We start from the raw sequence: 20922 nt of genomic DNA on the forward strand, positions 1-20922 counted from the left end.
TAAAAAAGCCTTTTCAAAATGCTGAAAAGGCTTTGTAGTATGGGTTTATCCGGGTTATTCCGTTTCCATGTAGGCTTCAATTGGAGCGCATGTACAAATTAAATTACGGTCTCCATATGCATCGTCAACTCTTCGTACCGAAGGCCAAAATTTATTCTCGGCTACATAGGGTAATGGAAAAGATGCTTTTTGTCTTGAATAAGGAAAATTCCACTCATCTGTAGTGGTCATCTCTAAGGTGTGTGGAGCGTTCTTAAGTACATTGTTGGGTTCGTCTGCACTAGATTCATCTATTTCTGCACGAATGGACGCCATAGCTTCACAAAATCTATCTAATTCCGCAAGATTTTCACTTTCTGTAGGCTCTATCATCACTGTACCTGCTACCGGAAAAGATACGGTTGGTGCGTGAAAACCATAATCCATAAGGCGCTTGGCAATATCTGTAACTTCTATGCCATTTTTCTTAAATGGTCTACAGTCTAAAATCATTTCATGTGCTGCACGCCCTTTTTCCCCTGTGTATAGAACATCGAACTTACCTTCAAGCTTATGTTTGATATAGTTGGCATTTAAAATTGCGATTTTTGTGGAGTGGGTCAGGCCTTGTTCTCCTAGCATTTTAATATATCCGTATGAAATAAGGCAAACTAATGAGCTTCCCCAAGGGGCTGCTGAAATAGCCGTTATAGCATCTTCACCTCCGGTTTCTATTACCGGATTTGAGGGTAAAAAAGGAACTAATTGAGGAGCAACACATATAGGGCCAACGCCTGGACCGCCACCACCGTGAGGTATGGCAAAAGTTTTATGTAGGTTTAGATGACAAACATCTGCCCCAATAGTTGCAGGATTGGTCAACCCAACCTGTGCATTCATATTTGCACCATCCATATAAACCTGACCACCATGATCATGTATTATTTTGGTGATCTGTTTAATCGATGATTCAAAGACACCATGGGTAGATGGGTATGTAACCATTAACGCAGCTAACTTATCTGAATGTAGTTTTGCTTTTTCTTCTAGATCAGCAACGTCAATATTGCCTTTTTCATCGGTTTTTGTAACCACAACCTTCATACCTGCCATTACTGCAGAAGCAGGATTGGTACCATGTGCAGATGAAGGTATTAAACAGATATTTCTTTCTGATTCTCCTCTAGATTCATGATAAGCTCTAATAACCATAAGCCCAGCATACTCACCTTGAGCTCCTGAATTAGGTTGTAATGATGTGTCGGCAAAACCTGTAATTGTAGATAGGTCTTTGGCAAGCTCTTTCAGTATTATTTGGTAGCCTTCCGCTTGGTCAACCGGTACAAAGGGATGTATATTGCCCCAATTTGCTGAGCTTAGAGGTAACATTTCACTAGCTGCATTCAATTTCATGGTACAGCTACCCAAAGAGATCATACTATGGTTCAGTGCCAAGTCCTTACGCTCTAATTTTTTAATGTAGCGCATTAATTCCGTTTCCGAGTGGTAAGAATTAAATACTTTGTTCTCCATAAATGAACTGGAACGTTCAATGTTTTCTGGTATAGAAGTGGTATTCAATAATTCCGTTACCTCAGATGATTTTTTGCCTAAAGCTTCGGCAAAGATTTCAATAATCTGGTTGAGGTCTTTAATAGAAGTTGCCTCATTTACCGCTATTGAAATGGTATCATGGTCAACGTAGTAAAAATTGACCTCGTTTGCCTCGGCAATTGGTCGTACTTTTTTTGCATCTGCTTTTACGGTAATTGTATCAAAATAAGCAGTATTCAGTTGGTAAAGCCCCAAATTTTCAAGTGCATCTGTCAATGTAACGGCAGTAGCATTAATTTTAGAGGCGATATATTTAAGTCCTTTTGGACCGTGGTATACTCCATACATACCTGCCATAACCGCCAATAAAACTTGAGCGGTGCAAATGTTTGAGGTAGCCTTATCTCTTTTTATATGCTGTTCCCTAGTTTGTAGTGCCATTCTTAAGGCAGGCTTACCATCGGTATCTTTGGTAACACCAATAATTCTACCGGGAATATTTCTTTTAAATTGCTCTTTGGTTGCAAAGAAGGCTGCGTGAGGACCTCCGTAGCCTAATGGAATTCCGAAACGCTGCGTGGTTCCCACAACTACATCAACACCAAATTCCCCTGGTGGCGTCAACAAGACCAAACTCATAATATCTGCGGCAACCGCCACTTTAATGTCATTTTCCTTTGCTTTGGCAACGAAACCTGAATAATCGTATACTTGTCCGAATTTGCCAGGATATTGTAAAAGTGCACCATAAAACCCGGAGTCAAAATCAAACTCATCATGGTTGCCAATTACCAATTCTATACCTAAAGGAAGTGAGCGTGTTTTAAGAAGGGATAATGTTTGTGGTAATATTTCTTCAGAAACAAAAAATTTGACCACTCCGTTTTTTTTCTGATCTCTACTTCTAACATCAAAAAGCATGGTCATAGCTTCTGCAGCAGCTGTACTTTCATCTAACAACGAAGCATTTGCCAGTTCCATCCCTGTTAAATCTGAAACTATGGTCTGAAAGTTTAGAAGTGCTTCTAATCTACCTTGTGCTATTTCTGCCTGATATGGCGTGTATGCAGTATACCAACCTGGGTTTTCTAGAATATTTCTTTTGATCACCGAAGGAATCAAACTTTCATGATACCCTAAACCGATGTAAGTTCTGAAAACTTTGTTCTTTTTTGACAACTCCTCCGTGTGGGCAAGAAACTTATGCTCACTCATGGCAGGATCAAGTTGTAGAGGCTCTTTTAAACGAATATGATCTGGTATGGTCTCAAAAATAAGTTGTTCCAAATTTTCAACACCTACCGTGTTGAGCATACTGTTTAAATCTTCTTCCCTTATGCCGATATGGCGTAGAGCAAACACGTCAGTCTTCATAGATACGATTGTTATATAAAGTGCAAAATTACCACTTTTATGTGTTTAATTTATGGTAGCCAAGGTACCTATTGATGAAAGTTTTTAACCAAAACAAGGGGTTATAAACACTTTACCTATTTTTGTTTAATGACCGTAATCAAAAAGATTTTTGATTTTTACTTGGATGCCAGTATTCACGTGTCTTTAGGTATATTCAGTTTAGCGCACGTTACAGCGTTGACATTAAACATTAATGTACCAAAGGAGCTTTATTTTTTTATCTTTTTTGGGTCTATTGCCTGCTATAACTTCGTAAAGTTTGGGGTAGAGGCAGAGAAGTATTTTCTTGTTACCAATACATATCAAAAGAATATTCAATTTTTTAGCTTGGGATGTTTGCTCGTTGCTGGTTACCAATTGCTGTTCTTGTCGGAAAGAGTATTTTTCGGGTTACTCATTTTAGCGGCAATTACTGGTTTGTACGCGCTTCCGGTTTTGCCTAAACACAAAAACTTTAGAAGTCTTAGCGGTTTGAAAATTTTGATTGTAGCAGCCGTTTGGGCTGGCACTACGGTAATTTTACCTGTTCTTTCTGAGCTTGGCGCCATAACCTGGAACGTAAAGGTAGAAACGGTTCAGCGATTTCTTTTTGTACTTATACTTTTGGTGCCTTTTGAAATTAGGGATTTAAAATATGATAGTTTAGTTCTTAAAACTTTACCACAAAGAGTGGGTGTAAAAGGTGCAAAAAATATAGGATATGGATGGATAGTACTTTTCTATGCCGCAACGTTCTTAAAAACAGATTTTAATATTCAGCATATTGTAGTAAAAACCTTGTTGAGTCTATTTTTAGTTATAGTGGTATACAATACAAAAAAAGATCAAGGAAAATATTTCTCATCTTTTTGGGTAGAGGCGATACCTTTATTATGGTGGTTGATGTTCGTTATTAGTTTGAAATTAACTATTTAACTTTGTTAAAAGTTTCTTTCATCCTTTTCTTTTCTTCATCAGACAGAACAGCTAGCCTGGCTTGATTACAAAGCGATGTTAATTTTGTATTGTCCTTACTGTGTTTTGCACAGGTTTTACAAATAAATAAATGAAACTTCAATTTTATCCTTTCCCATAAAGAAGCTTCTTTGTACTGGGCCTTATCGCAAATTTTTGCAGCCTTCTCACATGAAATCATCATAATTAAAACCAATTTTGATTTAAACAACCCATTAAGCTAGTTCTAGCTCTATGTATCATTACCCAAAGGTTAGACGCATTAATTCCTAAAGCATTACAAATATCTTCAGTTTCCATTCCTTCAATTGTTTTCATAGTGAAAACTTGAGCTTGTTTTTTGGGTAATTTTGATATGCAGTTTTGAATTGCCAATCCTAATTCTTCATTTTCAATAGCGCTATTTTCGAAATTGCTATTAGGGTCTGCTATACGTTCTTCTAGCCAATCTCCTTCGGCGTCGGTCTGCGAGCTATAGCTCATACGTACTTCTGCTTTTCCTTTTTTTGAATTTATTTTTCGGTAGTGATCAATGACTTTACGCTTAAGAATAGCGATTAACCATGTGCGCTCGGCAGCGTCGCCCTTAAAATTTTTAGCAGATTTTAATCCTGCAATAAAGGTATCCTGTACAAGGTCTTTTGCAATTTCTGCATCACTTACCCTAGTTACGGCATAATTAAAAAGGTAATCTGCATACAGATCTACCCACTTGTCTGGATTGAGGTTTTGTATTTCCATTTTTTTTCTGCATTTCAAAAGTAATTTAATTTTAGGTATTATGTTTACTTTTGATAACAAACACTTTACTCATGAGGAATATACTGTTATTTGTTTTAATTATTAGCGGTCAGTTGGCTTTAGCTCAAATGGATTCACAACCAATTACTGAATTTAAAGGATTTGATGATGCTAGTGAGCTATTGTTGGATGTAAGAACTCCCGAAGAATATAATCAAGGTAGTATTGATGGGGCAATAAATATTGACTGGCTATCCAATGAGTTTAATGAAAAGGTTGCAAAGCTGGATAAAGATAAAAAAGTATATGTTTTTTGTAAGAAAGGTGGTAGAAGCTTAAAATCTCAAGCAAGGTTGGCGGAGTTAGGTTTTACTAATGTTGTTGACTTACAAGGAGGTTATGATGCTTATTTAAATAAGCATTAATCGGTTTTCATTTTAAAACGAATTACGGGATTGCTTCTAAAGTTCAGCAAGAATTTTGGTCAATTGGTTGTCTCTTATTGGTTTTACTATGTAATCTTTTACTTCGCTTATTTCTTTTGTTTTGTCAAAATCTACTAAATCTACCGAAGATGATAAAATATACACGGTTATCTTTTTGACCATTTCGGGAATTAATTTTACGTATTGCTGCATAAACCCGTAACCGTCCATAACGGGCATATTTATGTCTAAGAAAATGATATCGGGCAATACATGGTCGTTATTGATATTGGCTTTTAAAAAGGTCATTGCTTCGGCTCCATCGGTAAACGGTATAATATTATTTACAGATTTATGAACTTGTAAGGTGTGTAGAATAGTGTATTGAAAAACATCATCGTCATCTATAATGCAAACATTAATATTGTTGTTCATCTTGTTTTAATTTAGGGTTACAAAAAATGTTGATCCTACGTTAACTTCACTTTCTACTGTTATCGATCCGCCCATGGCCAATATTTGCGCTTTTGTAATAAATAGCCCAATACCTTTAGCTTCTGGGTGTTTATGAAATACTTTGTTGAGCCCGAATAGTTTATGACCATGACTCTTTAAATCAATACCCACCCCGTTATCTTTAAATTCTAATAGTGTTTTCTCATTTTCTTGTTTTGAAGAAATGAAAATTTTCGGTACTCTATCAGGTGATCTATACTTTATGGCATTGCTAACTAAATTCAGAAATATACTCTCTAAATAAATAGGGTTGTAATTTACATTTTTTACTTGGGAAAAATCAAAATTAATTATAGCCTTTGTTTCTATTAATTCCGCAGCTAATGTTTGCTTTGTTTTCAGTAAAACGTCTTCGAAATCTAAATGAGGTTTTATTTCAACACCATTTTTCTTTATGGTAATCATCTCAACCAAGGCATTCAATGTTTCGTTAAGGTGTTTAATAACTATTTCAAACTTATCAAATATTTCTACTTTCTTATCCTCACAAGTAGCATTTTTATACATTTGAAGTAACGCATTTAAATTGCCTACTGGTGATCTTAAATTATGAGAGGTAATTTGATTAAACTCTGCTAATTGTTTGTTTTGTGATGTTAGTTTGTTGGTCGATTTCTCTAGGTTTTTATTAGTTTCTAAAATCTTTTGCTTTGATAGAATTTCTTCTGTAATATCTCTACTAGAGCCAATAATTTTTGTGGCATTTCCGTTTCTGTCGGTAATTACTTTACCGACAATTTCGCAGAAGCGTATATCACCATTTTCATGTAAAATGCGTTGGGTGAATTTATCGACCTTTTTGGTGATAATGGCGTTTTCTCTTTTGTGTATTAAAAATTCTCGATCGTCTGGATGCGTATGGGTGAGGAATAAATCAAAATTCATGGCAATACCGAGATCAAACCCATAAATTCGATACATATTATTAGACCAAATAAAAGAACCATTAGAGACATTTAATTGCCAATATCCTATCATCGTCAGCTCTTCAGCAAGATTTAGCATGTGGTTTTTCTCTAATATATCTTTTTCGATTTTTAATTTTTCGGTAATGTCTTGCGCTGTACCGGCTAATTCGATAACCTTTCCTAAATGATTTTTTTTGTATTCTGCCCGTGATTGTATAGAACGAATTGATTCATCGTCTAAAATGATACGAAAAGACAATGATTTTATACTGTCGTCCCCTTCAACTGATTTTTTAACTTGGGTTTTTACATTTTCGATATCACCAGGATGTATAAGTGAGTAAAACTTATCCATATTGATAACAGAACCTACATTAAAACCAAAAATTTTATATAAGTTATCCGACCATTTTAAAATATCACTTTCTATGTCTAAATGCCACGACCCCATATTGGACATTTCTTCTGCGAAGGATAGAAGTTGGTTTTTTTCTTTAATTTCTTCGCGGGCTTTTACCTTTTCGGTTACGTCTTGAGTTGAGCCAATTAATTCTACAATATTTCCATTTTGATCTTCAATAACTTCAGCCAGTAATTCTAATGATCTTATGCAGCCGTCATCTCTTAAAATGCGAAATGCTAGTGTTTCATCACTTTTGTGGGAGTCTAAAATATTTTTAATTTGATTATTTACATAATCAACATCATCAGGGTGTACTTTAGATAAAAACACCTCAATAGTAATAGGAGTGTGTAATTCAATCCCATATATCTTATAAAGGTTATCTGACCAAGTTGAAACTCCGGTTCCAGGATTCCATTTCCAGGATCCCATCATCGCCATTTCTTCGGATACGGAAAGTAAGTGGTTTTTTTCGTTGATTTCTTGCTCGGTTTTGACTCGGCTGGTAATATCTTGAGTTGTTCCTGTAATTTCTAAATCGCCATCTTCATTAATACTAGTGACTCCTCTAACCTCTAATGTCTTAATAGTATCTTTGTCTAATTGAATGCGATAATTTATATGATTGTGTTCTATTCCTTCTACTATTTCACTTGAAACTTGTTTAACTTTTTCTAAATCTGGTGGATAAATCTTTGCCAAAGATTTTTCTAAATCAATATGTTCCCCGGGTTCATAGCCATATATTCTGTAATGGTTATCAGACCATTTGAAAATTTCATTTTTGGGTTGCCATTGAAAAGAACCTAAATTGGCCATTCTTTCGGCTAAACTTAATTGATGGTTTTTGTGTATGAGCTCTAGTTCCCTATGTCTGGCTTCTGAGATATCTTGACAAGTACCAGACATTTCAACAACTTCCCCTTTGCTGTTTCTTACAATTTTACCGATGGATTTTATTATCTTAATTGTACCGTCATCCAATTGAATTTTATACGTGGAACTAGGAAAATCACCCTCTTGCATAGCATTAGAGAGTTTTGTGGTAATTGTCTGGCGGTCGTCTTCGTGAATATAATTTATGTACGTCTCAAAAGTTAGCGGTTTGTTTTTGTCATGACCATATATGGCACGTAAATTATCTGACCAAAAAACTTCATTGGTCGCGGTATTCCACTGCCAATAACCGATCATCGCCATTTTTTCGGCGCTGTTCAATTGATGGTTTTTTTGCTCAAGTTCTAACTCTTTGGTTTGGTTTTCGGTAATGTCTAAACAGGTGCCTAAAAGTTCTTGTAGACCATCCTCATTGTTATACGTGACCTTTCCGATAATTTGAATGATTTTTATAACATTATTGTCCGTAATAATTCTGTGTGTAAAATTGTAGGGCTTGTGGTCGTTTCTAGATTGATCTATTTTTAATTTTGTGACCTCCCTGTCTTCTGGGTGAATTTTTTGAAAGTAAGTGTCAAAAGTTATCTTTTTGTGTTTTGGGTGGTCAAAAATGATATAAACGTTATCCGACCAAAACACTTCATCTGTGGCAGGTTTGTACCTCCAATACCCCATGGTGGTTAAATGTTCCGCAAAATTTAAAAGTTGATTTTTCTTCGTTAATTCTATTTCAATATCCAGTTTTTTAGTAATATCTTGAGTCGTACCTATTAACTCAATAACGTTACCGTTTAAATCTGTTATGGCATCGGAGACGACTCTTACCGTTTTAGTAGTGTTATTTTCTAACAGGACGCGATGTGTAAAAGTGTGAGATTTCTTTTCTCTCTTTATTTCTTCAAGTTTTTTATTTACGAGCTCAACATCGGCTGGATGAATGATTTTTTTGAATTTTTCAAAATTCATTGGAACACCTACTTCTAAGTCGAAAATGGTATAAAGATTATCTGACCATTTGAATTCTCCATTTACAAGTGAAAATTGCCATGAACCTGCTTGATTAATACTTTCGGATAATTCTAATTGTTGTTTTTTTTCAAACAGCTCTTGTTCTTTTGCTACTTGCTCTGTAATATCTTGGCAAGTTCCCATTAGTGAAACAATTTTATCTTCATCATTGATAATAACCTTGCCCGAAGACCTTAGGGTTTTAATAGTGCCGTTGGATAATTGAATACGGTAAACAGATTCTGGAAATATTCTATCTTTTAATGCACGTTCAAATTTTGCGGCAATTTTTTCTTTATCCTCTTGGTGAACATAATTTAAATAAACTTCATAAGAGATTGGACTATTTGGGTCATGATCAAAAATGTTATAGAAATTATCGGACCATATTAATTTGTCGGTAATAAGATTCCATTTCCATGATCCGGAATTTGCCAGAATTTCTGCGGCATTTAATTGCTCTAGTTGCTGTACTGTTTCAACTTGTGAATTGTTAAACTGCGAAATTTCTATAGTGGTGCCATGAAGCCTAGTACAATATCCGTTTTTTAAAGCAGGTTGCACCGTAGTTCTTACTATACGTTTTTCACCTTTTTGGGTTAGAATGCCGTAAGTTAGCTCAAATGGAATGCCTTCGTTTATTGCTTTCTTATGAGCTTTAGTAATTAAATCTTTCTGATTTAAGTTGTCGCAATTGCCATATAAATCTTCTGTTCGAGGTGTGAAATTCAAAGGTGCTTGGTGAATTTCTTTTAAATCGCTATTCCAATAAATATGGTTGGATTTGATGTCTAGTTGAAATATACCAATGCATGGAACCTTATTGCTTGTTACTAATAGTTGATCATGATGTAAAAGAGTATTCCCTTTTTCCATAGTCAAAAGTGTTTAATGATTGACGCCAAAGGCAGAAAGAATAAACTACTAGTTGTAATGGTTTGTGCTGTAGTTATATTACTACAATATAATGTTTAAATATTTGATTGACAGTAGGTTTTTGAAAATTAAAATCGCCTAAATAAGATTTTCACGTTTTAATTTTGATTTTTTGCAATGTTATTTTTAACAATGAGCTACAAGAAAAACACCGATAAAAAGTGACGTCACTAATAGTATATTGAATGCTTTTCTTGACTCAAAATTTAATGATCACCTATTTAATTAGTGGAATAGCTTTTAGCTTTTCAATACTATTAGTTTTCCAATAATTCAATCTCCGTGTAAGAGGTAATCTTTGATTTTGATTACCGCCTATTTAAACTCCTACAATTGCTTTCAAGCTCTATCTATATTAGCTAGTAAGCAAACCGGCACGTTCTAATAAAGCCTCAACTTTAGGTTCAGCACCTCTAAATCTTTTATAAAGTACCATAGGGTTTTCAGTGCCACCTTGTGAAAGCACGTTGTCTTTGAATTTGGTTGCTACTTCTTTATTGAAAATTCCTTTTTCCTTAAAATAGGCAAAGGCATCTGCATCCAACACTTCTGCCCATTTGTAGCTGTAGTACCCAGAAGAATAACCTCCTTGAAAGATATGTGAGAATGCGGTGCTCATACAGGTTTCTGGAGTTTCTGGGTAAAGACTGGTGTCTTTAAAAGCTTCATCTTCATGTGCTTTCACATTGGTGATGCTCGTTGGGTCAATTCCGTGCCAAGACATATCCAATAATCCAAAACTCAACTGTCGTAGCGTTTGCATTCCTTCTTGGAAAGTGGCGGATTCCTTTATCTTTTTAACCAATTCCATTGGTATGATTTCTCCGGTTTCGTAATGTTTGGCAAATAATTCTAACGCTTCTTTTTCATAACACCAGTTTTCTAAAACCTGACTAGGTAATTCTACGAAGTCCCAAAATACAGATGTACCGGATAGGCTAGGGTAAGTGGTGTTTGCCAGCATACCGTGCAAACCGTGTCCAAATTCATGGAATAGGGTCGTAACTTCATTAAAAGTCAATAATGAAGGTTTGCTTTTTGTGGACGGAGTAAAATTGCACACGTTTGATATATGCGGACGTACATTTTCTCCATTTCTTTTCCATTGACTTTTAAAGGAGGTCATCCAAGCACCACCGCGTTTACCTGCTCTTGGGTGAAAATCGGCATAGAATAATGAAATAAAGTTTTTATCGGCATCGTAAACTTTATAGGTTTTTACCTCGTCATGATATTTTTCAATGTCATGAACCTCTTCAAATTGTAAATCGAATAAATTTTCGGCAACTTTAAAAACTCCATTGATTACATTTTCAAGCTTGAAATATGGCTTCAGTTTCTCATCATCTAAATTAAATAACTCTTGCTTTAATTTTTCAGAATAGTAACTACTGTCCCATTTTTCTAAACGGTCAATATTATCTATTTTTTTAGCGAAATCTTCTAGTTGTTTAAACTCACGTTCTGCGGCTGGTTTCGCTTTTTCTAGCAATTCACTTAAGAAAGAATGTACTTTTTCTGGCGTCTCTGCCATACGCTCTTCCAATACAAAATCGGCATGCGTTTTATAACCTAATAAGTTGGCTCTTTCAAAACGTAGTTTAGCAATTTCAAGAACATTTTCTTGATTGTCCAACTCATCATTATGAAACCCTTTGCTTCCAAAAGCCAATGAAAGCTTTTTTCGTAATGCTCTGTTTTTAGCATACTTCATAAAGGGTATATAGCTTGGGTAATCTAAGGTAATCATCCAACCATCTTCCTTGCCTTTTGAAATCGCCAATTGTGCGGCAGCTTCTTTTTCACCTTCTGGTAATCCGTCTAAATCTGCTTCATCCGTAAGGTGTAGTTGAAATTTATTGGTTTCGGCAAGTACGTTTTCGCCAAATGTTAATTTTAGCTTTGCCAGTTTAGCATCTATCTCACGTAATCGCTTCTTTTTCTCTTCGGATAAATTAGCGCCGTTTCTGCTAAAGCTCTTATATTTTTTATCTAAAAGGGTATTTTGCTCTACGGTAAGGTCTAATTTATCCTTTTGGTCATAAACTGCTTTTACCCTCTTGAACAAATCTTCATTTAGGGTAATATCATTACCAAATTCTGATAATAACGGAGAAATTTCTTGTGCAATTTTCTGAATCTCCTCATTGGTTTCGGCAGAATTCAAGTTAAAAAACACACTTGAAATTCGGTCTAATTGCTGACCTGAAAATTCTAATGCTTCTATGGTGTTTTCAAAAGTTGGTGCTTCCGTATTATTCGTAATAGAATCTATTTCTGCTCTTGCATCTTCTATAGATTGTAAAAATGCTGGCTTAAAATGCTCGTTTTTAATTTGTGAAAATGGAGCAGTATCAAAAGGGGATAATAATGGATTCATATTTCTATTATTGAGAAATTAGATTTGAGAATTGAAATTTCTTGTAGATGATTATTTGCCATTTACAGCTTTAGCGCCATCGATAACTTTTTGCTTTAGACCTTCTTTATACAAAATAACCTTGTCTAAAACACATTTATCTGAGCTACCTATAATTTGAGCTGCCAATATTCCTGCGTTTTTTGCTCCGTTCAATGCTACGGTAGCAACCGGTACACCGCCTGGCATTTGAAGTATAGAGAGTACAGAGTCCCATCCGTCAATAGAATTGCTACTTTTTACAGGAACCCCAATAACGGGTAACGGAGACATTGATGCTACCATACCCGGCAAATGGGCTGCCCCACCGGCACCTGCTATAATGACTGAATAACCATTGGTGTGTGCATTTTTACTGAAATCAAAAAGTTTTTCAGGTGTTCTGTGGGCAGATACAATATCTACATCTACCTCAATGTCAAAACCTTTTAAAATATCTATGGCGTCTTGCATTACGGGCATATCACTAGTGCTACCCATTACTACGGCTACTTTACTCATGTTTATTATTTTGAAATCACTTGTATTGTTTCTTTTACTTTTTCGGCAATGGCTCTTGCCTTGCCTAAGTCATCGTTAACTATGGTTACATGACCCATTTTACGAAATGGTCTTGTTTGAGCTTTTCCGTAAATATGCGGAGTAACACCTTCCATCGCTAAAATTTCATTAATGTTCTTGTAGACAACATTACCTGTATGTCCTTCGGCACCCACCAAGTTTACCATTACACCGGCAACCTTGCTATCTGTTCTTCCTAAAGGTAATCCTAGAATACTACGTATGTGCTGTTCAAACTGGTTGGTGTAACTAGCTTCAATACTGTAGTGACCGCTATTGTGTGGTCTTGGCGCTACTTCGTTCACTAAAATTTGATCGTCTTCGGTTTGGAACATTTCAACGGCTAACAACCCGGTCAGTCCTATTTTATTCGCTACCTTTAATGCGAGTGCTCTTGCTTTTTCAGCCACTTTATCATCTATACGTGCCGGGCAAATTACATATTCCACTTGGTTGGCTTCAGGGTGAAATTCCATTTCTACCACAGGGTAGGTTTTTATTTCACCTTCCGCATTTCTAGAAACAATTACGGCTAATTCGTTTTTAAACGGCACCATGGTTTCTGCAATACATTCGCCGGTAGGTAATCCTTCTAAATCGGCTAAACTACGAACCACTTTAACGCCTTGCCCGTCATACCCGAATTGTGCTACTTTCCAAACAAAAGGAAATTTTAATCCGCCGTTTGCAATACTATCCTCAATTTCGCTCAAATAGGCAAACCGCTGAAAATCTGCGGTAGGTATATCGTTATCAACATAAAACAATTTTTGCTTTGCCTTATTTTGAATAATGCGTAGTGCTTTTGGCTGCGGATACACTTTTACCCCTTCGTCTTCTAATTTTTCTAACGCATCTAAATTTACATTTTCAATCTCTATCGTTAGTATGTCTACATCTTTACCAAAGTTATAGACCGTATCATAATCTAAAAGACTGCCCTGTACAAATTCATTGCATGACATGCTACTTGGTGCATCTGGCGAAGCGTCTAAAACCTTGGTGTAGACATCCCATTTTCGGGTTTCGTAAAGCATCATTTTGCCTAATTGACCACCTCCTAAGATGCCTAATTTAAAATCTGAAGAAAAATAATCCATATAATTGTTGCTTTTGGCAGTTGAAAAAATGCCTTAAGTGTTACAAAAATACGGTTAAATCTTAGAAACCAATTCCTTTCTATTCAAAAACACAAGGCAATACCTTATCTTTGCAAACCTTGATAATCCATGACAATTGATACAAATTCACGATAAGTTTTTTAAACCTTTTTTAAGCGAGTCTGAAATTCTACAGGCGGTTAAATCGGTTGCCGATAAAATAGCGGCAGACTATAAAGATGAGACACCTATTTTTGTTGGTGTATTGAACGGGTCTTTTATGTTTGTTTCAGATTTGTTAAAAGCTTATCAGCACCCTTGCGAAGTGTCATTTGTAAGATTGAGTTCATACCAAGGCCTTACGTCAACGGGCATTGTTGAAACCTTGTTAGATGTACCAGAAAATATTGAAGGTCGCAGTGTTATTATTCTAGAGGATATCATTGATACTGGGCGTACCTTGCAACAACTTGTGCATCTATTCTCTAAGACGAAGGTGAAGGAGTTTAAAATAGCCAGTCTTTTTTATAAGCCAGATGTTTACAAAGGGGAATATGCCATAGATTATTTTGGACTTGCAATACCCGATAATTTTATTGTGGGTTACGGACTGGATTACAACGAACAGGGAAGAAATTTAAAAGAAGTATACCAATTAAACCAAAAACATATGATCAATCTTGTACTCTTTGGTAAGCCAGGAGCCGGCAAGGGCACACAAGCACAATTCCTAAAGGAAAAATATAATTTAAATCATATTTCTACTGGAGATGTCTTTAGATTCAACATCAAGAACGGTACGGAGCTAGGTACGCTAGCTAAGTCGTATATTGATAAAGGGGAGTTGGTTCCAGATGAGGTAACCATAAAAATGTTACAAGAAGAGGTGGAGAAGAATCCTGATGCGGACGGATTCATTTTTGACGGTTTTCCAAGAACGGCTGCACAGGCAGAAGCTCTAGATAATTTCTTGGAATCTAAGGACATGGGCATTAATGCGACGATCGCTTTAGAAGCAAACGATGAAATTTTAATAGAACGTCTTTTGGAAAGAGGTAAAGTTAGTGGTAGAACAGATGATCAAGACGTAGCCAAAATCAGAAATCGTTTTGATGAGTACAATGAGAAAACTACTCCTGTTAAAGAATTTTATGAGGCTCAAAATAAGTTTTATAGTGTAAACGGTATCGGTACTATTGCCGAAATTACCGAACGCCTAACCGAAGTAATCGAAGGCTTAAAATAATATAAAGTTTGCTTCAACTAGTTTTGATGTAAATTTTTGAACTGAATAGAAAATAATGACCGAAGGGAATTTTGTAGACTACGTTAAGGTAAGTTTGGCTTCTGGTAAAGGAGGCAAGGGATCTGTGCATTTGCACCGTGAAAAATTTATTACCAAAGGTGGTCCTGATGGTGGAGATGGTGGTCGTGGAGGTCATATTATAGTTCGTGGTAATGAAAATCTGTGGACATTAGTAAACTTCAAATACAAGAAACATTTTAAGGCCGGTCATGGTGCGCACGGTAGTAAGAGCCGAAGTACCGGGGCAGATGGTGAAGATGTTTATTTAGATGTGCCGTTAGGTACCGTTGTAAAAGATTTTGAAACGAAAGAGGTTCTTTTTGAAATCACCGAACATGGTGAGGAAAAAATACTGCTTAAAGGTGGTATGGGCGGTAGAGGTAACTGGCATTTTAGAACGGCCACAAACCAAACACCACGGTACGCACAACCTGGTATGGACGGTCTGGAAGGAGAGTTTCTTTTAGAACTTAAAGTACTGGCAGATGTTGGTCTTGTAGGTTTTCCAAATGCAGGTAAGTCCACGTTGCTAAGTGTAATTACTTCTGCAAAACCTAAAATTGCCGATTATGAATTTACAACCTTAAAACCGAACTTAGGTATTGTAGAATACCGAGATTTTAAGAGTTTTGTGATGGCAGATATTCCTGGTATTATAGAAGGTGCTGCAGAAGGCAAAGGTTTAGGGCACTACTTCTTAAGACATATTGAGCGTAATGCCAATTTGTTGTTTTTAATTCCTGCGGATAGTAAGGATATCAGTAAAGAATATGAGATTTTGTTAGATGAGCTACGTCGTTATAACCCGGAATTGTTAGATAAGGAACGACTTATTTGTATATCAAAAAGTGATATGCTAGACGAGGAACTTATGGATGAAATGAAGGCAGAGCTCAATAGTGAGTTTGGCGATACTCCGTTTATGTTCATATCTTCAGTTGCCCAAATGGGTATAGTAGAACTAAAAGATAAACTTTGGGCTATGCTAAACGCTTAGTCGAATACCTTTGTAAAAACATAGTTTACTCTTAGATTTTCTTTAATTTTAAGAAAATACGTTGTTATGAGAACATTTTTAATTGGTGCTTTGTTGGTTGTATTGTCTTCTTGCGGTGTGGCAAGGGTCAATTATGATTATGATAGCAAAACCGATTTCTCTTCTTACTCCACTTTTAATTATTATGCCGATATGGAAACCGGTCTAAGTGAATTGGACGAGAAAAGACTTATGGATGCCCTAGATGCCACTCTTGGGGAGAAGGGATATATGTTTGCCGAAGAGCCCGATCTTTTCATTAATATTAAAAGCACTGTTTTTCAATCTCAAGGAGGTAATAATGTTGGAGTAGGACTCGGCGGTGGCGGAGGTAATGTTGGTGGCGGAGTATCAATTGGTATTCCTGTTGGTGGACCTAAATTGACCCGTGAACTCCAAATTGATTTTGTAGATGCCAATAAAGACATGCTTATATGGCAAGCCATAAGCGAAAGCCCATTTCGTGAAGGGGATACTCCACAAGAAAAATCGGAAAAACTAAGAGCTGTAGTTGATAAGATTTTTAGCAAATACCCACCTGAATAGGTTTACTTTACTTTAATGACATAAGTGGCTATAAGATGGTCTTTGGTCGAAATATGAACATCATAAAGTCCTTTTTTAGTAAACGTTTGCGCTAAGCTAATCTCGTTCTTTTTTCTACTATTTTTAGGGGTAACCACTTTTTGACCGCCTCCCTTATTTAGTAATAAATGAATATCATCATTGAACGTATCAGGGACTTTTAATTTGAACGTTACCGCAGTTCCTTTTGTAATTTGGTGATGCATGCGCTCTGGTGCTACAGGAATAATAGGCTCTAAAAATGCTTCCTTATAAACTACCGGTGCATTGATAAAAGTCTTAAATGCATCATCGTTAGCGCTGTGGGTAGTATCTTTCTCAATTGGAAAATGGTTTTTTGCAAATAGTGCAGGATCCGCAAGAAAATAGCCGTCAAAGTAATCTGCATTGAACATGGGCTCAGCGTTTAAGATGACAGTTTCTCCTGCAGACCAAGTTGCATCGCACCAGTACCAAGTATTGTTGATTTTTATTCTGTTCCAAGAATGATTGGGTGCACTATCTTCTTCTAAACGTATTGTAGGCGTTCGTCCATAACCATCTATAATATCACACTCAAATCCTGCTAAATTTATCATTTCCTTTACCAAGTAGGCATAGCCTGTACAAGCCGTTTTTTTATTTTCCAATAAAGCTTTAAATACCTTCGGAGTTCTGTCTGTATTCCAATTTAAAAAAGCTTGCCGGTCCTTAGCAAGCCTTTTTCTTTTGTGGCTTATTTTTTGGTAAGACGAATAATCATTTTCAATGTTAGTGCCGATCCAAGTATAAATAGCCCTTATTTTTTCAACATCGGTTGGTAACGATGCTGTTAGATTATAGGTAAGCACAGGTAAGTTTGTTAGGCTTGCACCTGTATAATACTGTGCAATACTATCCGCTTTTTTAAAATCTATTTCAGGGAAATCTGATCGTTGGGCAAAACAGGAAATTGAAATTAATAATGCTGCTAAGAGAACAATTTTCATTTTTTAAAAATGTCTGCGATTTTTTGAAAAATGTTTCTTTTGCTGGTGTAAGCTCCTGTAATTACAACTTCGCCCATTAACTCCACATCGTAAGTGTCAAAGGAAATATTGATATCAATGTTTGAATTTCCGCTTGCTTCTACCTTGTATGTTTTGGTTTCGTAACCAATGAAGCTAAAGACTAAAATGTCATTTTCTGCCAAATGTTGGGGAAATTCAAACTTACCATCAAAATCGGTTTGGGTACCAATGGCTGTTCCTTTTAAAACAACATTTACACCGGGTAAGGGTTCGTTCGCCTCATCTACAATGCTACCTGTTACAGTGTATTTTTTCTGTACGGTTTCAACATACGAGATATCGCCCATAATATTAGAAGAGGTTATTTCAATCGGTGTTTCAGTGCTTACTATTTCTTGTGCCGATACATTCGTCGCGCTAAGTGCCAATAATGAAAAGCCCATCATTGCTATTCCTTTGTGTAGTATAGAATTGTTCATAGTGTGTAATGCGTTAGTTTCATACGTTTTAAGTTGTGATGCCTTGAACATGCCACAAGTATTTTTATTAGAGCTCAAATGCTTTATAAGCTCAGGGTCAGATAACTTGGTGAAATCTATAACTTCCTTTTCACAGCTTTGGCAAAATCTTCCTTTTTCGGTTTTACTAAAATTACTAAATTTTTCTTTGCATGGTTCTTTTACGACAAGGGTGAATGTACTTTTCATAATGTTATGGTTTTATATCTATATCTCTAAAGTATGTTGGAACCCGGTCTTTTAAAATGAAAAATGAGTGAATGAGTGATTTCAGTGAGTTAACAACATATAGTGCTGTTTTATTGGTCAATTATTTTGGATGCAAATGATTAAATATCAGAGGTTAAGGATGGTGGTAAATAGTGAAATAAATATGTTTAGAATAAAATCCTGTTATTTTTGTAACAAAACTCAAAACGAGCGTCATATAGACCGACACGTTTAAAATTAACTCACAAATGAAAAAAGTTTATTTATTGGCTGCCGGTTTGGTAGCCTTGGCTTCTTGTAAAGAAGAGGCTAAACCAACTGCCGAGGCAGAAAAAATTCCTGGTATCGTTCTCGCCAATATGGATACCACTCAAAACCCGAAATCAGATTTCTATAATTATGTGAATGGAAATTGGATGAAGTTTACAGAAATACCAGATGATAGAACCAGTTGGGGAGGTTTTAGCGTACTTCGTAAATCTACGGATGACGATGTATTGAAGATTTTAGCCACGGCAAAGGAAAGTGGAAATTACGCCGCAGATACCGATCAAGCCAAGGCATTGGCAATTTTTGATACGAAATTGGATACTGCTGCTAGAAATAAAGCTGGTGTTGCTCCGTTAGATGAGGCTTTTGAGGCTATCGCTTCTGTTAAAAATTTAAATGACCTACAAACTGTTATCGCTAAAAATGCTGCAGTTTCTACACCGTTTATAAGTATTGGTGCAGGTGCAGATTTAAATAACAGTAGCATGAACGCCGTGTATTTAGGAGCGAATGGATTAGGATTGCCAGATCGTGATTTCTACTTTGATGAAGATGAAAAATCTGTAGAAATTCGTGAAGAATACAAGAAGCACGTATCTAGAATGTTGCAGAAACTTGGAGATTCTGAAGCAGAGGCTACTAAGGCAGCCGATAAAATTCTTGCTTTGGAAACACAATTGGCAGAACCACGTTTAAACAAGGTTGAGCGTAGAGATGCTAGAAATTACAACAACCCAAGAACTATTGCCGAGGTTGATAAAATGTTGTCTACCATTGATATGAATAAGTTGATTTCTGACCTGGGAATCACTAAAAAATTCGATACGCTTTTGGTAACGCAATTGAGATATACGGAGTATTTGGACAAGTTCTTAAAAACAACTCCGATCGAGGATATTAAAACTTTGATTAGATGGGATACGTTCAACAATGCTGCCGGTAGGTTAACAACAGATATTGAAACTGCCAATTGGGAGTTTTATAGCAAGTTCTTAAGAGGTGCTAAAGAACAACGCCCAGCAGATGAGCGTGCGTTGGCTACGGTAAATGGTACTGTAGGTGAAGCACTTGGACAGTTGTATGTTGATGCCAAGTTTCCCCCAGAGGCAAAAGCAAAGGCAGAGCTGATGATCGCTAACGTTATAGATGCTTTTAAGGAACGTATTTCTGTTTTGGATTGGATGAGCGATTCTACTAAAACAAAAGCAATTGAAAAGTTAGATAAGTTTACCGTTAAAATTGCATATCCCGATAAATGGGAAGATTATTCTACTATGGAAGTATCTGGAGATAAGTCTTATTTTGAAAATATGACTGCAGTTAGTAAATGGGGCGAATTAAAGAACTATTCAGAAATTGGTGAGCCTGTTGATAAAACTAAATGGGGAATGTCTCCACAGACCGTAAATGCATATTTTAACCCATTGAACAATGAGATTGTTTTCCCTGCAGCAATTTTGCAACCTCCTTTCTATAACTATACCGCTGATGAAGCTGTAAATTATGGAGGTATAGGTGCTGTTATCGGTCATGAAATTTCTCACGCTTTTGATGATAGTGGCTCTCGTTTCGATGCTGATGGAAATCTTAAAAACTGGTGGACAGAAGAGGATTTAAAAGCTTTTACAGAAAGAGCTGATGCATTAGCTGTACAATACGATAGTGTTATGGTATTGCCAGATGTTTACGTGAACGGTAAATTTACCTTAGGTGAGAATATTGGTGACTTAGGCGGATTGTTAGGTGCTTATGATGGGTTACAGAAATACTATGAAGAAAACGGTCGTCCGGAGGATATTGATGGTTTCACCGCAGAGCAGCGTTTCTTTATGTCTTGGGCTACGGTTTGGAGAACAAAAAGTAGAGACGAGGCTTTGAGAACACAGATCAAAACTGATCCGCATTCTCCTGGTATGGTAAGAGCTACACAGCCATTATTGAACATTCAAGCGTTTTACGATGCTTTTGATATCAAAGAAGGTGATGAAATGTACCTTGCTCCAGAAAAGAGAGTTCATATTTGGTAAACTATTTTTAGTATAATAGAAAAGGGCGCTACATTGTAGCGCCCTTTTTTTGTTTTAGTTAGTCATTACGAGGAGTTTTTCGCGACGAAGCAATCTGTCTGTTAATGGTCAAGAATAAATTTTTAGTCAGTTAACAAACAGATTACTTCACTACGTTCGTAATG

Annotated in this window: 15 protein-coding genes; 6 read left to right on the forward strand and 9 right to left on the reverse strand. The window is 36.2% G+C overall.

Translation table 11 applies throughout. From position 1 onward, the window contains the following. Positions 1-54: 54 nt before the first annotated feature. Positions 55-2907 carry an aminomethyl-transferring glycine dehydrogenase gene (gcvP, locus tag EXIGUO8A_RS10335; protein WP_159303067.1) on the reverse strand — a complete coding sequence of 951 codons (2853 nt, stop codon included), beginning with the start codon at positions 2905-2907 and terminating at the stop codon, positions 55-57. 129 nt (positions 2908-3036) lie between these two features. Between gcvP and EXIGUO8A_RS10340 the strand changes: the two genes are divergently transcribed. Continuing rightward, complete coding sequence (locus EXIGUO8A_RS10340) at positions 3037-3864, forward strand: UbiA prenyltransferase family protein (protein ID WP_159303068.1); 828 nt, start codon at positions 3037-3039, stop codon at positions 3862-3864. 225 nt (positions 3865-4089) lie between these two features. On the opposite strand, the gene EXIGUO8A_RS10345 is transcribed toward EXIGUO8A_RS10340, so the two are convergent. After that, a complete protein-coding gene (locus tag EXIGUO8A_RS10345; RefSeq protein WP_116770381.1) occupies positions 4090-4644 on the reverse strand; it encodes a sigma-70 family RNA polymerase sigma factor in 555 nt (184 codons plus the stop codon). A gap of 71 nt (positions 4645-4715) precedes the next feature. On the opposite strand from EXIGUO8A_RS10345, the gene EXIGUO8A_RS10350 reads away from it, so the two are divergent. Continuing rightward, a complete protein-coding gene (locus EXIGUO8A_RS10350; RefSeq protein WP_159303069.1) occupies positions 4716-5069 on the forward strand; it encodes a rhodanese-like domain-containing protein in 354 nt (117 codons plus the stop codon). Between the two features lie 36 nt (positions 5070-5105). Here the strand turns inward: EXIGUO8A_RS10350 and EXIGUO8A_RS10355 are convergent, their stop codons facing one another. The 5 genes from EXIGUO8A_RS10355 to EXIGUO8A_RS10375 all read right to left on the reverse strand — a co-directional run bounded on the left by EXIGUO8A_RS10355 (position 5106) and on the right by EXIGUO8A_RS10375 (position 13817). Beyond that, the gene (locus tag EXIGUO8A_RS10355; RefSeq protein WP_159303070.1) at positions 5106-5504 is read right to left on the reverse strand and encodes a response regulator; all 399 of its coding nucleotides are present in this window, start codon (positions 5502-5504) and stop codon (positions 5106-5108) included. A 6-nt stretch (positions 5505-5510) separates the two neighbouring features. Further along, positions 5511-9677 (reverse strand): sensor histidine kinase, encoded by a 4167-nt coding sequence (locus EXIGUO8A_RS10360; RefSeq protein WP_159303071.1) that lies wholly within the window; start codon positions 9675-9677, stop codon positions 5511-5513. 415 nt (positions 9678-10092) lie between these two features. Beyond that, positions 10093-12117 (reverse strand): M3 family metallopeptidase, encoded by a 2025-nt coding sequence (locus tag EXIGUO8A_RS10365; protein WP_159303072.1) that lies wholly within the window; start codon positions 12115-12117, stop codon positions 10093-10095. Positions 12118-12168: 51 nt separating this feature from the next. Then, positions 12169-12657 (reverse strand): 5-(carboxyamino)imidazole ribonucleotide mutase, encoded by a 489-nt coding sequence (gene purE, locus EXIGUO8A_RS10370; RefSeq protein WP_076547358.1) that lies wholly within the window; start codon positions 12655-12657, stop codon positions 12169-12171. Positions 12658-12662: 5 nt separating this feature from the next. Further along, on the reverse strand, positions 12663-13817 hold the full coding sequence (locus tag EXIGUO8A_RS10375; RefSeq protein ID WP_159303073.1) for a 5-(carboxyamino)imidazole ribonucleotide synthase: 1155 nt from the start codon (positions 13815-13817) through the stop codon (positions 12663-12665). A gap of 136 nt (positions 13818-13953) precedes the next feature. On the opposite strand from EXIGUO8A_RS10375, the gene EXIGUO8A_RS10380 reads away from it, so the two are divergent. The 3 genes from EXIGUO8A_RS10380 to EXIGUO8A_RS10390 all read left to right on the forward strand — a co-directional run bounded on the left by EXIGUO8A_RS10380 (position 13954) and on the right by EXIGUO8A_RS10390 (position 16705). Next, the gene (locus EXIGUO8A_RS10380; protein ID WP_159303074.1) at positions 13954-15063 is read left to right on the forward strand and encodes an adenylate kinase; all 1110 of its coding nucleotides are present in this window, start codon (positions 13954-13956) and stop codon (positions 15061-15063) included. Between the two features lie 55 nt (positions 15064-15118). Continuing rightward, positions 15119-16120, forward strand: a complete 1002-nt coding sequence (obgE, locus tag EXIGUO8A_RS10385) for a GTPase ObgE (RefSeq protein WP_116770388.1) — start codon at positions 15119-15121, stop codon at positions 16118-16120. A gap of 66 nt (positions 16121-16186) precedes the next feature. Then, a complete protein-coding gene (locus tag EXIGUO8A_RS10390) occupies positions 16187-16705 on the forward strand; it encodes a DUF4136 domain-containing protein (RefSeq protein WP_116770389.1) in 519 nt (172 codons plus the stop codon). A 2-nt stretch (positions 16706-16707) separates the two neighbouring features. Here the strand turns inward: EXIGUO8A_RS10390 and EXIGUO8A_RS10395 are convergent, their stop codons facing one another. Together EXIGUO8A_RS10395 and EXIGUO8A_RS10400 are read right to left on the reverse strand one after the other, a co-directional pair. Continuing rightward, positions 16708-17712, reverse strand: a complete 1005-nt coding sequence (locus EXIGUO8A_RS10395; RefSeq protein ID WP_159303075.1) for a transglutaminase domain-containing protein — start codon at positions 17710-17712, stop codon at positions 16708-16710. After that, positions 17709-18440 (reverse strand): carboxypeptidase-like regulatory domain-containing protein, encoded by a 732-nt coding sequence (locus EXIGUO8A_RS10400; RefSeq protein ID WP_159303076.1) that lies wholly within the window; start codon positions 18438-18440, stop codon positions 17709-17711. The genes EXIGUO8A_RS10395 and EXIGUO8A_RS10400 overlap by 4 nt, the downstream gene beginning before the upstream one ends. A 269-nt stretch (positions 18441-18709) precedes the next feature. On the opposite strand from EXIGUO8A_RS10400, the gene EXIGUO8A_RS10405 reads away from it, so the two are divergent. Beyond that, the gene (locus tag EXIGUO8A_RS10405; protein ID WP_159303077.1) at positions 18710-20758 is read left to right on the forward strand and encodes a M13 family metallopeptidase; all 2049 of its coding nucleotides are present in this window, start codon (positions 18710-18712) and stop codon (positions 20756-20758) included. Positions 20759-20922 lie beyond the last annotated feature (164 nt).

Origin of the sequence: Maribacter litoralis, assembly GCF_902506355.1 — a bacterium.
Classification (GTDB): Bacteria; Bacteroidota; Bacteroidia; order Flavobacteriales; family Flavobacteriaceae; genus Maribacter; species Maribacter litoralis.